The following is a 16,858-nucleotide window of genomic DNA, read 5'->3' as shown; positions in this document are numbered from 1 at the left end:
GAAGTGGTGAATGGAAAATAAAACACTTGAAAATGCCGTTGAGGTTGATGGGTCTGAGTTAAAAAACAGCAAGATTGACAATAGCGAAACGGGAACGATTAATAACCACGAAACAGGGACAGTAAATAATTACTACAATGAAGTTCCAGCAACACCAAATATTCATCAGCTACAAGCACAGCTAGACCGAATAGAACAAATGCTGCATTATAAAATTCAGCATATTGTGAGTAAGTGATCAACCGAGAGGATAAAAAGGAGTAACAATGTCAGCAGAAATCACTCGATTAACCCTTAGATTTGACGGGTTGGAGGCAAAGGAGCACCAAATCGATCTTTACAGCCTCGGCGAATCCTTACAAGGATTTGCTCGCATCATTTCAACTGCTGGTCATTTTTCAGTTACTCAAACCTACTCTAAAAGTTTTTCTATGCATAGCGTGAAAACTTATGCACAAGAAGTCAGAGCGAATTGCTTTTCGGTTGATATGGTATTAAACTGGGCTCAACAGAATCAGATATTATCCGGTTCATTTGGCATACTGCTTGCAGCGGTTATCCCTTATATTTTCCAGCGAAACAAGGCAAAAACAGAAGAAATGAAAATGTTGAAAGACTCGTTAGACAAGGCTATAGAGGCTTTGGGTAATCGAGATCAAGCTGTTATCGAAAGACTGGCTTCCACCATTGAAAAAATGGCGGAAGAGCTTCGCCCTGCAGCAAGACTTGCTGTTTCGCCAATCGGGGAAAGTTGTAAGACTATTTCAATCATTGATACACAGACCAAACAGTCTCTAGGCATAATTAATGAGTCAGACAAAGAATCAATTATGTCCTTATCTGAAAATGAAATAACTGGGATTCAGGTATTTGATATACTGATTTCAGAGCTGGATAAAGTTAAAGCAACTTGCAAAGTAAACATCAATAATGCTGAGCAACGCACAAATGCGGTGATTTCAGATCCGCTATTTAGTAGTGCGGAGAATCCTTATCTACAAGCCTTTGCTCAAAACAAAGCAATCAAAGTAACCGGCAAAGCAACCATAAAAGACGGCGAAATCATCAAACTGACGATTATGGATATTCACTAAATTTCTGCCCGCCAACAGCGGGCTTTTCTCTTACCTCATTCCCAAATACACAAAATCCATTATCCCCACTAATCAAATAACCGCCCTCGTGGCGGTTTTCTTTTGCCTCATCAAAATCAATTTCATCCACATAACAAGCGGTCAAAATTTGCTGATTTTTTGCAAAAGAAAACCCTCCGAAGAGGGTTTAATTATACCTGTGCAGCTTGCTTTACTTCAAAAGTAAGATTAAGTGCTTTCATTACCTTAAGCACGGTAGAGAATGTCGGATTGCCTTTGCCGGAAAAGGCTTTATATAATCCCTCACGGCTTACCCCTACCTCTCTTGCTAACTGGCTCATATTACGAGCTTTGGCAATATCGCCTAAGGCAGAAAGAATTAAATCAACATCATCTTCTTTTAGCACTTCGTTTAAATAAGCCTGAATTTCTTCCTCGCTTCTTAAATGTTCCGCCATATCAAAATCTTGTAGTTCTACCATATTACACTCCTAATTCTTTTGCTAAGGCTTTTGCCTTTTTAATATCATTCTCTTGTGTCGATTTATCGCCGCCACACAGCAAAATCACAATCACACCATTCTGATTTTTTAAGTAAACCCGATAGCCTTTACCTTCCGTAATACGCAATTCAGAAATACCTTCTCCTACCGGCTTTACATCTCCGAAGTTACCTAGCTGCAACCGCTTAATACGTGTTTGAATTTTTGCTCTTGCCCGTAAATCTTTTAAATCATCAAGCCATTGTTTAAAAATTGTCGTGGATTTAATCTGAATCATCATAGCCCCCTCACACAGATTATATCAAACACGGTTAAAAGTGTGAACTGTATTTCACAATCATTTATAAATTCGCAAAATTAACCAGAAATTCCACCGCTTGTACCAACCTTAATGATTAAAAAACAAGCAATCAAACAACCTTTCTAAAAATAAATTTCTATAAAAACAATAATTTATAAACTTTTATTTATTTTTCATAAATATTTACTTAAATTTTACTTTACACATTATAAAGAATTCTTTATTATGCACCCATCAAAACGAGCTACGGCTCAATGCTCTTTAAAAATTTCATTAAAAACATACTGGTGAACTGCCATTCGTGAGAATCGCCAGCGTTAGATTAAAAGCCCTAACCCAAACAGTATGATGAAATGTCGTAATCAGCGATAGTTGGACAATGAGCCACACGGTAACGGCATTTCAAATTCCAAAGCATATTTGCGAAAGTGTGTTTCGGAATATTTAACCAGAGGTAACTTATGAAAAGTAAAAATTTTGAAATTGCTAAATTAGCTCTTTTGAATGAGCAAATGGGAAGTATTAAAAATTTGGAAGTGAGTTTTAAAGAAGAAAGCCTATCTGATGAAGATAAAGAACTCATCAAGCAGGCTGTTTTAGAACACGCAAAAAGCTATGGTGGCAAGGGTGCATTAGAACTCGCCAAAGAATTACGAGAAGCGTTTATTTTGATAAACCAGTAAATCTTTCTAATTCATCAGAATTAATATCATCAAGATGTTCCTGAAACTCTGAGGATAGAACTTTAATAAAACGAGCTACATCTCTTGCAGAATATTCATTTAAATTGTACTCAGATTGAGAGAATCTTGATTTAGCCATATCGTACGCTAACAAATCAGCAGTTGATTTTTTCATAATTTGATCCTTATTTGAGTTGTGAGAGACTTAATTATATTCCTTAGAGTTGTGAGAGGCAATAAGGGACTTGAGCCTTACAAGTATAAAGAAAGGCAACTATTCCAAACGGCATTTACAGAGAACCGATACCACCATCATCGAAACGAATACAACGTAAAGAGTTAGATAGATTGTGCTTTGAGGGGAATGTTAGACAAGTGCCGTTTTGAATGGCTAAACAAGAGGTAAATTATGAAAAAATATGAATTAACCGATGATTTCATTGAGGTCGGAATTCAAAAAATTAAGTTGTATAGAATTAAAGCCCTCATTGATATTCCATCTATAGGCGTTAAAGCTGGTGATTCAGGTGGGTATATTGAGATTGAATCAAATCTAGACCAAGAAGATCACTCTTGGGTGTTCGGTAATGCACAGGTGTACGGTGATGCTTGTGTGTACGGTAATGCTCGGGTGTTCGGTAATGCACAGGTGTACAGTGATGCTTGTGTGTACGGTAATGCTCGGGTGTTCGGTAATGCACAGGTGTACAGTGATGCTCGGGTGTCCGGTAATGCACAGGTGTTCGGTAATGCACAGGTGTACGGTGATGCTTGTGTGGATAGTGAAAAATCTCTTGTCTGGTTTTCAAAAGTTGGACGTGAAAATGGCACGCTAACGGTGTACAAATCAAAAACAGGCGAATTGTTAGCCTCTCGTGGTTGCTTTAGCGGCACAGTTGAGGAGTTTCTGAGAGAGTCGGCAAAAGTTCACGATGAGAAAATCAAGCGAGAATATGAATTACTGATTGAGGTGGCTAGATCTCGGATTTTGGGATAATGCTAGATAACTAAGCGACCTAGCAGGCGTGATAGATTGATTTTGTTTATAACAAAATCAACATTACAATAGCAGGTCTCAATAACTTTAATATTGGAGTAACTAATGGACTTACCTGATGATTATTTTTTAGATACAGATGATGAAATGCTTGAATACTTAGAAAAACAAGCCTTACAGAGTTACGACGATGTAAAAAAATCAAACGAAAACAATCGGGAAAAAGCCTACCGCCTATTAAATTATCTGCTTTTGGGTATTGGCTCTATCTCATTACTGCTAATAAACAGCATTGATAAAATACATCCTATTATTATTGTCAATGCCATTTTGCTAATGGCGGGTTGGACAATATCCGCATTTATGCTAACTCATTACGTTTTATTAAGTAAAATACGACAAATGGGGACAAACATTCCACAAAATCTTTATAACGAATCATTCAAAAACAGCCAAGATAAAAATAAACTTGGCATACTAAGACGCTATGAATTACATAACATCAACCAAGCTATTTTATATTTGCTTAATACCAATGCTATATATCGGAAATATACCGATAGAGCGATTATGACTGCTATCAGCTTGCCGATTTTATTAATGGTGATTAGTTCAAGCTTACTGCATTATTTACCCTAATTATTTCTTCTTAGGAATATCTACACTATCACCTACAAACACTGGAGCGGGCTTTTTATAAGCAGGCTGCTGAGGTTTAGATGGGGTTGGTTTTGATTGAGATGGTTTTTGATTAGACATAACAAATCCTAGTTTATACGTTGTGGTTGTATAAATTATAATCCTTATGCGTTGTGGTGACAAGTAAGGCGAGTTTTGCTGTTCTCGTTAAAAACAGCATTGACAAACCGCCTAACTTCGGATTAAGATAGCCGCACTTTCAGCAGAAAGTCGGGATTGGTCGCACGTTATGCGACCTTTTTTATACCTAAAATCGGAGAATAAAAATGGCAAAGCGTGAAATTTTATATGAAGGGATTTTAGATTTAGCGGGCGTGGATATTCCTTGTTATGTCCTTGATGACGGTACACGAGTGCTTTCAGGGCGTAAAATGCAAGAAGCATTAAAGATTGTTGATATTGAAGATGGTAAGCAAAGTTCTGGGACAAGATTAGCCCGATATTTAAACCAAAAAACTCTTGAACCCTTTATTTACAAGGACAAAGAACCGGGCCACTTTGAGCCGATAACTTGCTATCGTGGCACACAAAAAATCAATGGCTACGAAGCAACTTTACTTGCTGATTTATGCGATGCTTTTCTAGATGCAAGAAGACACATTTCACTCTCCCCACGTCAAGCTATTATTGCCGAACAGTGCGAAATTCTGATTAGAGCCTTTGCTAAAGTCGGGATCACCGCTCTTGTTGATGAAGCCACAGGCTACCAATACGAAAGGGAAAAAGACGAACTACAACAAATTCTCCGCAAATATATCAGTGAAGAATTGTTACCGTGGCAAAAACGTTTTCCAGATATTTTCTACAAAGAATTATTCCGCTTAAACGGTTGGGACTACACTGTCAAAGGTATACAGAAACGCCCCGGTGTTGTCGGTACTTGGACAAATAAACTGATTTACGAACAGTTACCGCAAGGCGTATTAGAAGAACTGCGAACCAACATCCCTAAAAGTGAAAGTGGCAATCCAACCGCACGCTTTCACCAACTTTTAACAGATGATATTGGAAGCCCACATTTAACAGCTCAAATCAACCAAATTGTAACGTTATTTCAACTTTCGGATAATATGCAAGAAATGTGGAACAACTTCCAAAAACTCAAATTACGTCAAAGTGGGCAATTGGATTTACCATTTAATTTTGATGATAAAGGGCATACCAAAGAATAAAATCTAATTGACAAAACCGCTTAAAACGGCTAAGATAACCGCACTTTCAACAGAAAGTTATCAAGCCACCATTTAGTGGCTTTTTTTGTATCTAAAAAAGGTAAAGTACTATGGAAATCAAAGATTTTTCTGCACTTCAATTAGCATTGAATGCCTGTACTGGCATTTCTACTCTTGCCATTGCAACATCAAATGATCCACAGTCTAAAGCTAAATTATTAAACAGTCTGACGGCGGTTAAAGAGGTGTTAGATATACTGGAAAATGGGCAAAGAAATCAAAGTGCTGATATGGCATATTCGATGCTGTATGATGCATATCACAAAGCATTAAATGCTGTAAATGGTCATTTCGAGCCTGAAACAAAAAATTGATTGACGACGTCTAAAAACCGCTTTAGTATATACCTCGACAGCGATTGGCGTCGCTAATTACAAAGGGGTGTAAACTCCGCTATTAAGCGGTTTTTTTATGCCAAAAATTCAAACCTCATTTTACTACAATGTAGTAAAAACCAATGATGGGCTGAATGGGAGATCGAAAGATCGCCGTGTTCCTTTGTAGCGGTACGCCAATCCTGTTCAGTTCATCACCAACAAAATTGGCGTTTTGTTCGTGATGAGTAAATTCAATTTATTCATACAAAGGAAAACAAAATGACAAATCAAGTTCAATTCTCTGCATTCAATTTCAAATCATCTCAAGTTCGTGTAATTGTAGATCCTAACCAAGAATTTTGGTTCGGAGCAAAAGACGTTTGCGATATTCTCGGTTATGTGAATGATACAGATGCAATCAAAAAGCACTGTAAAGAAAAGGGGGTAGCGAAACGCTACTCCCCTACAAAAGGCGGAAATCAGGAATTAACATTTATCAACGAACCTAACCTATACCGCCTAATCATCAAATCACGCAAACCCGAAGCGGAAAAGTTCGAGGCGTGGGTATTTGAAGAAGTTCTGCCACAAATTCGCAAGACTGGTAAATATGCGTTGCAAAATTCTCAGCAAAATCTACCGCTTGCACCACCGCCAAAGAAATACACCTTCGACTTTACCGAAGATGAACTCCAAAGCCTAGTATGGGCGTGGTTCGCTTTCGTGCGTGGCATTTATACCTTCCGCCATATCTACCCTGCATTTGAGAAACTCGGCTCAAATATGGCTGGCGAAATTTACGGACAAGGTTTTGAATATAGCCACACCGCACAATCAGCTCACAAAATCCTTGAACGGATTACTAAAGACTTTGATTGTGATCCGATGACAAACTGGCGTGTACTCAAACACGTTCGAGGTTTCGATCCGGCATTTAAAAAGCCAACTTTCTAACCGCTTCCCCTCCGCAAACTCCTTGCGTTTGACTCCGTAATTTTCAGCGGAGGGGCTTTTTACACCCAAAATTCAGATTTTTGACTAAAAAAGGAACGTAATTATGCCAACTTTTACGCAACCAAAAATATTAACTCGCCACGAAATCGAATGCGAAATCTGTCACCTACAAAACAGATTAGCGAAAAATGACGGAATGCAATCAGTCTTGATGTATCAAGTCGAGCAACTTAAGAAGCAGTTAAATTAAGAGGTGATTATGAAGAAAGTAGAATATCTAAACTCTAAAGAGGTTGCCGAATTGCTCGGTATTTCAACAGCTAATCTTTATGGGTGGAGCCAAGAAGATAGAACCAAGAGGCGACCATTCTTTCCTAAACCTCAAAAATTGCGTTCGAATGCTAAAGATCGCCGTTTAATTCTTCAGTACAAGAAAAAAGACGTGTTGAAGTTTATTAAAGAGTCGAAAGAAAAACCTTACTACCTCTTATCTGAGGCTAATTATGAAAAGTTAAGACAAGAACAGAAAGAGAAGAAAGCGTTACCAGTATCTGTTTTTAACGAGTTTTACAAGCTAATGTTTAAACGCAAACAGAAAAGAGAGGCTGACAATGCTTAAACATATTAAATACAGCCTAGCAGCGTTTTTATGCTTGGTTGTTTTCTCGACTATCTCTCAATGCAGTGATGGCGAAGAACTAGTACCAGAGAGCAAATGCAAGCCCGAAACGTGTGAATTTAAAGTTACAGAAAGAATTAAATTAGGAGTATCGAAATGATTGGATATGACTACACAGACGCAGCAATGCAACCTCCTTACGATGAAGATGAAGATGCTTTTATTGAGCTGGAAGAAAGATTGATTGAACTGCTAGGCAATAATGGTTTTAGTGCAATTACAGATGCATTAGTCGGTTCTGACAGTTGGGTTGCAGCAATAGAATCTTATTTGGACGAGCAGAGAAAGCGTAGAGAAGAATTCTAGAGGTATAGAGAAATGACAAACCAAAATCAACAAGTGGCAAAACAACAGGATAAATTCCCGATTAAGACTTTTTTTGAGCAGCCGAACATCAAAAATAAGTTCCAAGAATTACTAAACAAAAATGCAGCGACATTCACGACAAGCGTACTGCAGATTGTGAATAGCAGCCCAATGTTACGCAATGCCGACCCTATGAGTGTGTTTAATGCTGCTTGTATGGCTGCAACATTACAGTTACCACTACAAAACGGCTTGGGCTTTGCCTATATTGTGCCATACCAAAACCGAAAGGAGAGAAAAACAGAGGCACAATTTCAGTTAGGTTACAAAGGATTAATTCAGCTAGCTCAACGTAGCGGACAATTCAAGCGATTAGTCGCCGTGCCGGTTTATGAAAAACAGCTAATTGCTGAAGACCCAATTAACGGCTACGAGTTTGACTGGAAACAGAAACCACAGAAAGATGAAAAGCCGATTGGTTATTACGCTTACTTCAAGCTGGTTAATGAGTTTACGGCTGAAATCTATATGACCACGCAAGAAGTACACGACCATGCTAACCGATACAGCCAAACGTACCGCAAAGGCTATGGCGTATGGCACGATAATTTTGAAGCAATGGCGCTTAAGACTGTGATGAAGTCGCTACTCTCTAAACAAGCTCCTTTATCTGTTGAAATGCAACAAGCGGTATTAGCGGATCAGTCAATTGTTAAGGATGTGGATAATGTGGAGTTTGCTTACCCTGATAATGAAATTCAAGAAGCTGAATTTACCGAATTAAAAGTAAGCGATGAAGTGTTTGAAAAATGCAAACAGACCATCATCAACAAGGAAAGCACGTTGCAAGATATGTGCGATGCTGGCTATGAGTTTAATAAAGAGCAATATGCGGAGTTGGAGAAATTAGAGAATGATCAAGCCAATGTATGAATTTAAGCCCCGCTGCTCAATGCTCAACTTGCTAATGAGCGAGCCACGCACGAAAGCCGACAAGGAAGCTGGCAAAATTTCAGACACCGCAAAAGCTGCGGTGCGTGAAATGGCTAAATATGACTTATTTGGTTATCAATCCTTTGATGGTAATAAATACACTGTCAAAGGAAACCAACTGGAAGAGCAAGCCATTAAATTAAGCGGTTTTACTCGTGGTTTGGTATTAAAGAAAAATACCGAACGCCGAGATAACGGCATAATCAACGGAGAGTGCGATATCTATGTTCCAAGTCGCAAGCTGATTATCGATACAAAATGCTCTTGGGATATTGGCACGCACCCATTTTTTAAAGACGAAGCAGAAGCAAAAGCGGTTAAAGCTGGTTACGATACCCAAATGCAAGGTTATATGTGGTTATGGGATTGCGTAGAGGCTCAGATTGATTTTGTGTTATTCCCGACCCCTTTTGACCTTATTGGAACATACGAAAGCACCGATAAACTGGTCGATTTAGTCGAGCAAATACCGCAAGAAAAACGAATCACTACAGTAACAATCCCTAGAGATGATGAGGTGATTAATAAAATCAAAGACCGAGTTGCCGCAGCAGAAAAATACTATAAACAATTAATTGAGGAGATGATGTAATGGCAAATCTTATACCACTTAACTTTGTTTGGTTTGTAAGCGAACCAGCTTTTGATAAAAACAGCAATAGAACTCCTTACATAGATTCTATTATTTTCGAGAAAGTATATATTAACGCCAAACATATTGTAGCAGTTAAACCTTTCCAAGATGAAGAATACTTAATACCTGAAATTACACCATCACTCGCTAAAGAATCAGATGGTGGCATTATAAGTTGTGTTATTGCTAATTATGATAAACAGCTTGAGATTAAATACAAAAATGATGCCAGTATTGTGTTTTTTGATAGCGAACATTCCGACCGTTTAAATGAAATCATTCTTCAGTATCCGTTAGATAGCTATCATCTGATTTACGATGAAGAAGTAAGTAAAAGCGAGTTAAAATCTTTCGTAATCTACGAATCGCCAGAAAAAATTATGTCACTTGCTATGGGTAAAGGTATAGATACTACTGAAAAGAATCCTACATCTGTTACCAAGGGGGATAAAATCTTACGAACATCGGAGGTTAAAAAAATGCTTGGAATAGGCAAAACCACTTTTTCAGACTGGCAAAATCCGAAATCTAAACGCTATCGCCCTGACTTCCCGAAGAAGATTCAATTAGGAGCTAATTCGGTTGGTTATCTAGAGAGTGAAATCAACGCATTTATTCAATCTTTGGCAGACAGCAGAACAAAATAGGGCCATTCATAAATGGCTGGTGTAAATAAGGTAATCATATTGGGTCGTTTAGGTAACGCCCCTGAAATGCGAACAATGCCAAATGGCGAAGCTGTAGCAAATATTAGTGTGGCAACATCCGAAAGCTGGACAGATAAAAACACAGGCGAAAAACGAGAGAATACCGAGTGGCATCGCATTGTATTTTATCGCCGACAAGCAGAAGTATGTGGTCAATACTTGCGTAAAGGCTCACAAGTTTATATTGAGGGTCGCTTAAAAACTCGTAAATGGCAAGATCAAAACGGACAGGATAGGTACATTACCGAAATTCAAGGTGATGTAATGCAAATGTTAGGCGGTCAGCAAGATAGCAACACACAGCAAATCAATAGACCACAACAGCAACAGAAAAAGCAGAATGGACAATGGGATGGTTATTCTGACGGTGAACGTAAACAGATTAATCAATCACAGTCGAGTAACTTTGACGACATCCCATTCTGAATTACATATAACTTGAATTTGCCAAATTTGCGCTCCCCAAAATCGGGGAGCTCAAAATACCGCCATTGGTTCGCCAAAATTAGCGAGCCAAAAATATGTAATTATATTAGGAGATTATGTAATGATAGTTACACAAATTATTACTGTTACGCCAAAAATGGCAAGCGAGTGGTTAAGCAAATGCAATAACCAAAACCGCTCATTAAATATTAAAAGAGCGAAAGTTTATCGAGATATTATTTTATCTGGAAATTGGGTGGTTACTCATCAAGGTATTGCATTTTCAGATAATGGAGATCTGATTGATGGACAACACCGCTTAAAAGGGATTGAGTTATCAGATACTGCAGTTGAAGTAATGGTCACTAAAGGTTTAACTTTTAACGACACAAAGGCGATTGATAATGGGCGAGTTCGTAGTATGCAAGATCAATTAAGGATTGCTGGATATTCCGAACTATCCTTAATTGGAGCGGCTATACTAAAAATTCTTGCCGACAAAGGAAATGCACAACCGCCTAATTTATTCAAATATGAAGACTATTTTTTAAGAAATAGAAATCTAGTCTTATTTGGACAAAATCTAGGGAGAAGTACAAAGAAGGGGGTTACATCTGCTCCCATTCTCGCATCATTAGCAGTCTGTTCACTTTATTATGGGGAGGCGGAAGTTGAAAGATTTATGGATATGCTTGTAACAGGTATTATGCCTGATGACAGAAAAGCTGGCGATGTTACAGCAATTAAATTCCGAGAACATTTACTGTCTTCTAAAAATACCACTCACGGACAGGAGGAACGAAAAAAGCTAATGAAGAAGACAATGCGTGCCTTTAAAAATTATGCTGAAGGTAAGGTAATAAAACAAATCAAGCAACCTGAAGAGTTTGATTTTAAAATTCCTGATTAGGATGCATGTTAAAAAATTATATGTGACAGCCCTTTCTTAATGAGAGGGCTTTTTTATTAAGGGATAAATCATGACTAACCAAATAATACAAGGAATTCTGGACGAGCGAGAGCAACAGCACGGCAGCTATAAAACCTTTTCTGAAATCTACGGAGGATTTAGAAAGGTTAGCGACCAATACGCTGAAAAATTAACTTGGCCGCAGCAAATTTCGGTTGAAATGGAATTATTCAAAATTGCTCGGACCTTAAATGGGGGAGCGAATAATCAAGATAACTACCTAGATAGAGCTGGCTATGCTCTTTTAGGGGGTGGGCTTTACAAACCTAGTGAGATTAAAAAATTACCAAAACCATTAACAGATAGCCTTTATCCTGAATCACACCTTAATAAGAGCTCTATTTGGCGACTAGATTTGGAGTTTGAAACTAAAGAGCAAGCGATTGAGGTATTGGAGTTTTTGACTGGGAAAAATAAAAGCGAATATCTGGAGGGAAAATGAACCTAAACCCTTTTTACCATTGGAAACGATACCGCTTGTTATGTGCTGAAAATGAGCGGTTGAGAGAACAAGCGAAATATATCGCCAATCATAATAACTCACTACTCCAACGCAATGAGGAGTTAGTAAAGGAGAAGCAAAAACTACTCAGACAGCTTGATGAATATCACGAACCAGAACATCAGCCGATTATCGTAAAACATAGCCACAGAAACAGAAAGGGAAATATATGAGAACAACAAAACGCAAATACCCTAATAAAGATCAAATCAATGAATATAAAGGATTTATCGAAACCATCGACAGTATAGCTGAAAATATGTCAGATGGTGCTTGGTTTATTACCTTAGAGACTGAAACAGAAGTTTGGTTAAATGAGAAAGGATACTCACATTTATGTCCAAATGACTTTTTACAGAAACATTACATAGGGGGATAAATATGAAACCGTTTAACTTAGAAGAAGCATTGTCTGGAAAATTAGTTAATTTTAAAGGATACAAATGTTACATATATGCTAGAAGAAATTCAAAAAATACTTATATTGTTGAAAGTACATCAGATTATAGTGTATGGAATCCTGTCTACTTAGAAGAATTAGAAGAATACACTATGTGGGGAGAACCAAGACCAACTGTAACATTAACCTTACCTTGCCCACTAAAAGAACCACAATACGAGATGTGGTATATGGATATCACGTACCGACAAGTAATAAAATACGTTTATAATGAAAATTTGAGTCAAGAAACATTTGATCTTTGCATCTATTTCGGGTCAAAAGAAGATGCACAGGCTTGGCTTGATGCAATGCGTGATAATCGGAGATAAAAAATGAAATTAAAATGGTTAAGCAAGAATTTTGGTTTGCACGATCCTGATGTGTTAGATACGTTAGGGGTAGTGCTTCCAGAATATAAAGATATGCTACGAGATAAGGATATTAAAATAGATTTCAACTGCACTTTACGTAGTGAGCATAAAATTTATGTGGAAACAACCTATCTAGAAGAAGAAGGTTTTTATTTTGTAGCTTTCGGCAGATTTGAGAATTTTGATTTAGAATCCTGTGTTGGGTCGGGATTTTATAGTTTTGAGGAATAATATTAATTATGAAAGAACTAATCGTATGTGCTGCTATTAAATTTAACAAGCGACATCAAGGAGATATTAACCTTAACCGAAAGGGAGTAGAAGTTGTTATTCCGATGGTAAGACACTACTCTCCTGATGGACGTGATGTATTAGAAGCTATCCAACCCTACGCTGAAGATTGTGAAATTAAAGAAATCTCACAAGGTTTTATTACGAACTTTGGTAGATATGTAGATAGAAAAGAAGCTCTTAAAATAGCCAAAGAAAATACCCAGATACGAAATAGTATAGGTTATGAACCTGACGAGCTTTATAGCGAAATGCTTTATTAAGAATAATCCAACCGCTTGTAGAAATACAGGCGGTTATTTTTAGGAGAGAAAATGGAAGTAAGATACTTAAAAATCAGTGAGGTTTTAGATAAGTTAGGGATTAAAAAATCAACCTTGCATAATTGGTTAAATCCAAAATCCCCACACTTTAAACCTGACTTCCCCAAGCGGGTAAAAATGGGTGTATCCACTCGCTTTGTAGAAAGTGAAATTACCGCATATCAGAAAGAGCAAATGAATGCTCGCTGATCCGCCATCCACATTGCTCTACGTAATCGCCCCACATCTGCATCACAGGTATGCGTTCTGGTAAATAATCATATCGGTTATAAACTTTAACGAGCTTATCTTTCACATCGTGAGCAAGCACTTTTTCAGCTACGGTATCATCTACCCCCTGCTGAGCAAGATAAGTACGCACAATTGACCGCATACCGTGTCCTGTTAAAATTCCTTTATACCCGTTACGCTTTAGAGCCACATTCACAGTTTCACTATTCATTGGCTGGTGTGGCTTTAATATACTTTGAAAAATAAATCTTGAACTTCCCTTATGTTGCTCAAGCAATCTTAAGATGGATATAGACTGAGAGGAAAGCGGAACGGTATGAGCTTTCTTTGCATTCTTTCGTCCTTTCATCTTCTCTTTAGGGATATTCCAAAGTTTATTTTTAAAATCAATTTCCCCCCACTCAGCTTCCACAGCTTCGGACGGCCGAACAGCTGTAAGTAGCTGCCAAAAAATTAATAACAAGGTTCTAGGCTGAATATCCGCCTTTAGAATATCTCGCACAAATTTAGGTAATTGCTCAGGTGGAATGGTCGGGTTATTCTGTGCTGGATTAAAATTAAATGACTTTCTCGCCTTATGGCAATTATGGATTTCAATTAACCCGGTATTTTCTGCATAATCCATTACGCCACATACCGTTCTAAGCACCTTTTCAATTACCGATGTATGTCCTTTTTTATAAACCGGCAACAACACATCAACAAGCAGCTTAGAATTTACTTTCCCAATGTGAACTTTAGCCAACAAGGGGAAAATATGCTTTTCTAACCGACGCCAGTCTTCTGCCATTGTTTCCTGCATAACCTGTTTGGACTTAAAGTTATCTCGCCACTTGATCGCTACATTCTCAAACGTATTTTGAGTTTCTTCAACAGCCTGCTCCTGTTCTCTCTTAACTTGTTTACGATATTCACCAGGATCGACATCGTTTGCTAGCATAGCTCGATATTCATCACGCAACGTTCTAGCATCAAGTAAAGATACTTCAGGATAAGAACCTAGACTAATGTCATTGCGTTTTTTTGTAAAAGGTCTAGGATAACGAAAGTTCCATCTTTTAGAATGTCCAGTAACAATCAGAGATAAACCATAACCATCTTGCAACGGACTATCCTCAGGTTTTGCATTTTTAACTTCTGTGGCCGTCAAAGGCTTAATTACTTTTGGCATTTAATAACTCCTAAAACACACCCACAAAAACACCCACGAAAAAAATTGGATAGGGCTGGATTATTTTGGATTGGATTGGATTGTCATTTTACCTAAAAGCACTGAAATTACTAGAGATTTAATGATTTATTGGACTATCTTGGACTAACTTGGATTGAGTGGTGGAGGCGTGTCCCGGAGTCGAACCGAGCTACATGGATTTGCAATCCAGTGCATAACCGCTTTGCTAACACGCCAAAAGATTTGAAAAATGGAGCGGGAAACGAGGCTCGAACTCGCGACCCCGACCTTGGCAAGGTCGTGCTCTACCAACTGAGCTATTCCCGCATTTGAATATTCCGTAACAGAACAGGAATGCATTTTACGGATTTATCATTTTATGTCAATTATAAATTCACTGTTCTTTTACTAAGTGCTGAAAAAAACTTCACTAGATACGTTTATTTGGCTCGAAAATAATCAAGCGGTTAATTTTTGTAAAAATTTTACTAAAATCAACCGCTTGTCTTCATTTATGTATTAACGTTTTTTTGCTTTAGCATTTGGTAAGTCTGTAATAGACCCCTCAAATACTTCAGCTGCTAAACCAACAGATTCGTGTAATGTTGGGTGAGCGTGAATAGTTAAAGCGATATCTTCCGCATCGCAACCCATTTCGATTGCAAGGCCGATTTCACCTAATAATTCACCACCATTGCTACCAACAATAGCACCACCTAATAAGCGATGAGTATCTTTATCGAAGATAAGTTTGGTCATACCTTCAGAACACTCAGAGGCAATCGCACGGCCCGAAGCAGCCCAAGGGAATTTTGCCACTTCAAAGTTTAAGCCTTCTTGACGACATTCTTTCTCTGTTTTACCAACCCAAGCAACTTCTGGCTCAGTATAAGCAATAGAAGGAATTACTTTTGGATCGAAGTAGTGTTTTTGCCCTGCAATAACTTCTGCTGCTACGTGACCTTCGTGTACACCTTTGTGGGCTAACATTGGCTGACCGACAATATCGCCAATAGCAAAAATGTGAGGTACATTGGTACGCATTTGTTTATCTACATTGATAAAGCCACGCTCATCAACTTCAACACCTGCTTTACCTGCATCGATTAATTTACCGTTTGGTACACGGCCGATTGCAACTAATACAGCATCATAACGTTTAGTATCGTTGCACGCTTTACCTTCCATTGAAACATAGATACCGTCATCTTTTGCTTCAACTGCAGTTACTTTAGTTTCAAGCATTAACTTGAATTTTTTCTCGATTTGTTTTGTGTAGATTCCAACAATATCTTTATCTGCAGCAGGAATAACTTGGTCAAACATTTCAACCACTTCCACTTCTGAACCTAAAGCATTGTAAACCGTACCCATTTCTAAACCGATAATACCACCACCCATTACAAGTAGTTTTTTCGGTACTTCTTTTAATTTAAGAGCATCTGTTGAATCCCAAATACGTGGATCTTCGTGTGGAATAAATGGTAATTGAATTGGGCGAGAACCTGCTGCAATAATTGCGTTATCAAATTTAATCGTTGTTGGATTACCATCACGATCACGAGCAACCAATGTATTTGGATCAGTAAATGATGCTAACCCTTCCACCACTGTTACTTTACGTGCTTTAGCCATTCCAGCTAAACCACCTGTTAATTTTGAAACTACCGCTTCTTTACCAGCACGTACCTGATCTAAATCAATCGTTGGCTCACCAAAGGTAATGCCGTTATGTACTGCGTGTTTTGCTTCTTCAATTACTTTTGCAACGTGTAATAATGCTTTAGATGGAATACATCCAACATTTAAGCACACACCACCTAAAGTTGAATAACGTTCAACAATTACAGTTTCTAAGCCTAAGTCAGCACAACGGAATGCGGCTGAATAACCTGCTGGGCCTGCACCTAGGACCACAACTTGCGTTTTAATTTCTTTGCTCATTTTATTTCCTCTAATAGAAACATATTAGTCAATATGAATCTAATAAAAGCGGTCATTTTTAATTCATATTTTACCAAATGACCGCTTA

At 38.0% G+C, this 16,858-nt stretch carries 30 protein-coding genes and 2 tRNA genes; 24 read left to right on the top strand and 8 right to left on the bottom strand.

The window, feature by feature from the left end:
• The first annotated feature begins 10 nt into the window (after nt 1-10).
• Both PTQ27_RS09170 and PTQ27_RS09165 read left to right on the top strand, forming a co-directional pair.
• Complete coding sequence (locus PTQ27_RS09170) at nt 11-238, top strand: hypothetical protein (RefSeq protein ID WP_273748985.1); 228 nt, start codon at nt 11-13, stop codon at nt 236-238.
• Between the two features lie 28 nt (nt 239-266).
• Nucleotides 267-1,094: a DUF7946 domain-containing protein gene (locus PTQ27_RS09165; protein WP_273748986.1), complete on the top strand. Its 828-nt coding sequence runs from the start codon at nt 267-269 to the stop codon at nt 1,092-1,094.
• On the opposite strand, the gene PTQ27_RS09160 is transcribed toward PTQ27_RS09165, so the two are convergent.
• From PTQ27_RS09160 to PTQ27_RS09150, 3 genes are read right to left on the bottom strand one after another with little or no spacing between them, the layout of a single operon-like run.
• The gene (locus PTQ27_RS09160; RefSeq protein WP_273748987.1) at nt 1,078-1,239 is read right to left on the bottom strand and encodes a hypothetical protein; all 162 of its coding nucleotides are present in this window, start codon (nt 1,237-1,239) and stop codon (nt 1,078-1,080) included. The two genes, PTQ27_RS09165 and PTQ27_RS09160, sit on opposite strands and share 17 nt — an antisense overlap.
• Nucleotides 1,240-1,285: 46 nt before the next feature.
• Nucleotides 1,286-1,576 carry an addiction module antidote protein gene (locus PTQ27_RS09155; protein ID WP_273748988.1) on the bottom strand — a complete coding sequence of 97 codons (291 nt, stop codon included), beginning with the start codon at nt 1,574-1,576 and terminating at the stop codon, nt 1,286-1,288.
• Nucleotide 1,577: 1 nt separating this feature from the next.
• A complete protein-coding gene (locus PTQ27_RS09150) occupies nt 1,578-1,877 on the bottom strand; it encodes a type II toxin-antitoxin system RelE/ParE family toxin (RefSeq protein WP_273748989.1) in 300 nt (99 codons plus the stop codon).
• Between the two features lie 482 nt (nt 1,878-2,359).
• Here PTQ27_RS09150 and PTQ27_RS09145 point away from each other — a divergent pair, with 482 nt between their 5' ends.
• Nucleotides 2,360-2,581 (top strand): hypothetical protein, encoded by a 222-nt coding sequence (locus PTQ27_RS09145; RefSeq protein ID WP_273748990.1) that lies wholly within the window; start codon nt 2,360-2,362, stop codon nt 2,579-2,581.
• Here PTQ27_RS09145 and PTQ27_RS09140 read toward each other — a convergent pair.
• Complete coding sequence (locus PTQ27_RS09140; RefSeq protein WP_273748991.1) at nt 2,562-2,756, bottom strand: hypothetical protein; 195 nt, start codon at nt 2,754-2,756, stop codon at nt 2,562-2,564. The genes PTQ27_RS09145 and PTQ27_RS09140 overlap by 20 nt on opposite strands.
• 234 nt (nt 2,757-2,990) lie before the next feature.
• Here PTQ27_RS09140 and PTQ27_RS09135 point away from each other — a divergent pair, with 234 nt between their 5' ends.
• The 21 genes from PTQ27_RS09135 to PTQ27_RS09035 all read left to right on the top strand — a co-directional run bounded on the left by PTQ27_RS09135 (nt 2,991) and on the right by PTQ27_RS09035 (nt 13,613).
• Nucleotides 2,991-3,578, top strand: coding sequence for an LbetaH domain-containing protein (locus PTQ27_RS09135; RefSeq protein ID WP_273748992.1), 588 nt, complete (start codon nt 2,991-2,993; stop codon nt 3,576-3,578).
• Between the two features lie 105 nt (nt 3,579-3,683).
• Nucleotides 3,684-4,217 carry a hypothetical protein gene (locus PTQ27_RS09130; RefSeq protein WP_273748993.1) on the top strand — a complete coding sequence of 178 codons (534 nt, stop codon included), beginning with the start codon at nt 3,684-3,686 and terminating at the stop codon, nt 4,215-4,217.
• A gap of 326 nt (nt 4,218-4,543) precedes the next feature.
• Nucleotides 4,544-5,449: a P63C domain-containing protein gene (locus tag PTQ27_RS09125; RefSeq protein WP_273748994.1), complete on the top strand. Its 906-nt coding sequence runs from the start codon at nt 4,544-4,546 to the stop codon at nt 5,447-5,449.
• Between the two features lie 110 nt (nt 5,450-5,559).
• Nucleotides 5,560-5,823: a hypothetical protein gene (locus PTQ27_RS09120; RefSeq protein WP_273748995.1), complete on the top strand. Its 264-nt coding sequence runs from the start codon at nt 5,560-5,562 to the stop codon at nt 5,821-5,823.
• A 282-nt stretch (nt 5,824-6,105) separates the two neighbouring features.
• Nucleotides 6,106-6,780 (top strand): Bro-N domain-containing protein, encoded by a 675-nt coding sequence (locus PTQ27_RS09115; RefSeq protein ID WP_273771128.1) that lies wholly within the window; start codon nt 6,106-6,108, stop codon nt 6,778-6,780.
• A gap of 103 nt (nt 6,781-6,883) precedes the next feature.
• On the top strand, nt 6,884-7,030 hold the full coding sequence (locus tag PTQ27_RS09110; RefSeq protein ID WP_273748997.1) for a hypothetical protein: 147 nt from the start codon (nt 6,884-6,886) through the stop codon (nt 7,028-7,030).
• 9 nt (nt 7,031-7,039) lie between these two features.
• Nucleotides 7,040-7,399 (top strand): helix-turn-helix transcriptional regulator, encoded by a 360-nt coding sequence (locus tag PTQ27_RS09105; RefSeq protein ID WP_273748998.1) that lies wholly within the window; start codon nt 7,040-7,042, stop codon nt 7,397-7,399.
• Entirely contained in the window at nt 7,392-7,559 is a 168-nt protein-coding gene (locus PTQ27_RS09100; protein WP_273748999.1) for a hypothetical protein, read from the top strand. Before PTQ27_RS09105 ends, PTQ27_RS09100 begins: the two co-directional genes overlap by 8 nt.
• Nucleotides 7,556-7,765 carry a hypothetical protein gene (locus tag PTQ27_RS09095; protein WP_273749000.1) on the top strand — a complete coding sequence of 70 codons (210 nt, stop codon included), beginning with the start codon at nt 7,556-7,558 and terminating at the stop codon, nt 7,763-7,765. The genes PTQ27_RS09100 and PTQ27_RS09095 overlap by 4 nt, the downstream gene beginning before the upstream one ends.
• A 12-nt stretch (nt 7,766-7,777) precedes the next feature.
• Entirely contained in the window at nt 7,778-8,698 is a 921-nt protein-coding gene (locus PTQ27_RS09090; protein WP_273749001.1) for a recombinase RecT, read from the top strand.
• Complete coding sequence (locus tag PTQ27_RS09085; protein ID WP_273749053.1) at nt 8,691-9,350, top strand: translocation protein TolB precursor; 660 nt, start codon at nt 8,691-8,693, stop codon at nt 9,348-9,350. Before PTQ27_RS09090 ends, PTQ27_RS09085 begins: the two co-directional genes overlap by 8 nt.
• 434 nt (nt 9,351-9,784) lie before the next feature.
• Nucleotides 9,785-10,039 (top strand): helix-turn-helix transcriptional regulator, encoded by a 255-nt coding sequence (locus tag PTQ27_RS09080; protein WP_273749054.1) that lies wholly within the window; start codon nt 9,785-9,787, stop codon nt 10,037-10,039.
• A gap of 12 nt (nt 10,040-10,051) precedes the next feature.
• The gene (ssb, locus tag PTQ27_RS09075; RefSeq protein ID WP_273749002.1) at nt 10,052-10,525 is read left to right on the top strand and encodes a single-stranded DNA-binding protein; all 474 of its coding nucleotides are present in this window, start codon (nt 10,052-10,054) and stop codon (nt 10,523-10,525) included.
• A gap of 121 nt (nt 10,526-10,646) precedes the next feature.
• The gene (locus PTQ27_RS09070; RefSeq protein ID WP_273749003.1) at nt 10,647-11,435 is read left to right on the top strand and encodes a hypothetical protein; all 789 of its coding nucleotides are present in this window, start codon (nt 10,647-10,649) and stop codon (nt 11,433-11,435) included.
• A 70-nt stretch (nt 11,436-11,505) separates the two neighbouring features.
• Nucleotides 11,506-11,937: a DUF6378 domain-containing protein gene (locus tag PTQ27_RS09065; RefSeq protein ID WP_273749004.1), complete on the top strand. Its 432-nt coding sequence runs from the start codon at nt 11,506-11,508 to the stop codon at nt 11,935-11,937.
• On the top strand, nt 11,934-12,170 hold the full coding sequence (locus PTQ27_RS09060) for a hypothetical protein (RefSeq protein ID WP_273749005.1): 237 nt from the start codon (nt 11,934-11,936) through the stop codon (nt 12,168-12,170). Before PTQ27_RS09065 ends, PTQ27_RS09060 begins: the two co-directional genes overlap by 4 nt.
• Nucleotides 12,167-12,376: a hypothetical protein gene (locus PTQ27_RS09055; RefSeq protein WP_273749006.1), complete on the top strand. Its 210-nt coding sequence runs from the start codon at nt 12,167-12,169 to the stop codon at nt 12,374-12,376. The genes PTQ27_RS09060 and PTQ27_RS09055 overlap by 4 nt, the downstream gene beginning before the upstream one ends.
• A 2-nt stretch (nt 12,377-12,378) precedes the next feature.
• Nucleotides 12,379-12,768 (top strand): hypothetical protein, encoded by a 390-nt coding sequence (locus tag PTQ27_RS09050; RefSeq protein WP_273749007.1) that lies wholly within the window; start codon nt 12,379-12,381, stop codon nt 12,766-12,768.
• Nucleotides 12,769-12,771: 3 nt separating this feature from the next.
• Nucleotides 12,772-13,041, top strand: coding sequence for a hypothetical protein (locus PTQ27_RS09045; protein WP_273749008.1), 270 nt, complete (start codon nt 12,772-12,774; stop codon nt 13,039-13,041).
• Nucleotides 13,042-13,049: 8 nt separating this feature from the next.
• Nucleotides 13,050-13,364 carry a Y16D family protein gene (locus tag PTQ27_RS09040; protein WP_273749009.1) on the top strand — a complete coding sequence of 105 codons (315 nt, stop codon included), beginning with the start codon at nt 13,050-13,052 and terminating at the stop codon, nt 13,362-13,364.
• Nucleotides 13,365-13,415: 51 nt separating this feature from the next.
• Nucleotides 13,416-13,613 carry a helix-turn-helix transcriptional regulator gene (locus PTQ27_RS09035; RefSeq protein WP_273749010.1) on the top strand — a complete coding sequence of 66 codons (198 nt, stop codon included), beginning with the start codon at nt 13,416-13,418 and terminating at the stop codon, nt 13,611-13,613.
• Here the strand turns inward: PTQ27_RS09035 and PTQ27_RS09030 are convergent.
• The 4 genes from PTQ27_RS09030 to lpdA form a co-directional block, all read right to left on the bottom strand.
• Nucleotides 13,576-14,805 (bottom strand): tyrosine-type recombinase/integrase, encoded by a 1,230-nt coding sequence (locus PTQ27_RS09030; RefSeq protein WP_273749011.1) that lies wholly within the window; start codon nt 14,803-14,805, stop codon nt 13,576-13,578. The genes PTQ27_RS09035 and PTQ27_RS09030 overlap by 38 nt on opposite strands.
• A gap of 183 nt (nt 14,806-14,988) precedes the next feature.
• Nucleotides 14,989-15,062, bottom strand: a tRNA-Cys gene (locus tag PTQ27_RS09025).
• Between the two features lie 15 nt (nt 15,063-15,077).
• Nucleotides 15,078-15,153 (bottom strand) — tRNA-Gly (locus PTQ27_RS09020).
• Between the two features lie 192 nt (nt 15,154-15,345).
• Nucleotides 15,346-16,770, bottom strand: a complete 1,425-nt coding sequence (gene lpdA, locus PTQ27_RS09015) for a dihydrolipoyl dehydrogenase (protein WP_273749012.1) — start codon at nt 16,768-16,770, stop codon at nt 15,346-15,348.
• Nucleotides 16,771-16,858: the final 88 nt, after the last annotated feature.

Source organism: Mannheimia cairinae, assembly GCF_028649535.1.
GTDB lineage: Bacteria > Pseudomonadota > Gammaproteobacteria > Enterobacterales > Pasteurellaceae > Mannheimia > Mannheimia cairinae.
The sequence above is the reverse complement of the archived record's forward strand: the minus strand, read 5'-3'. Positions and strand labels throughout refer to the sequence as shown.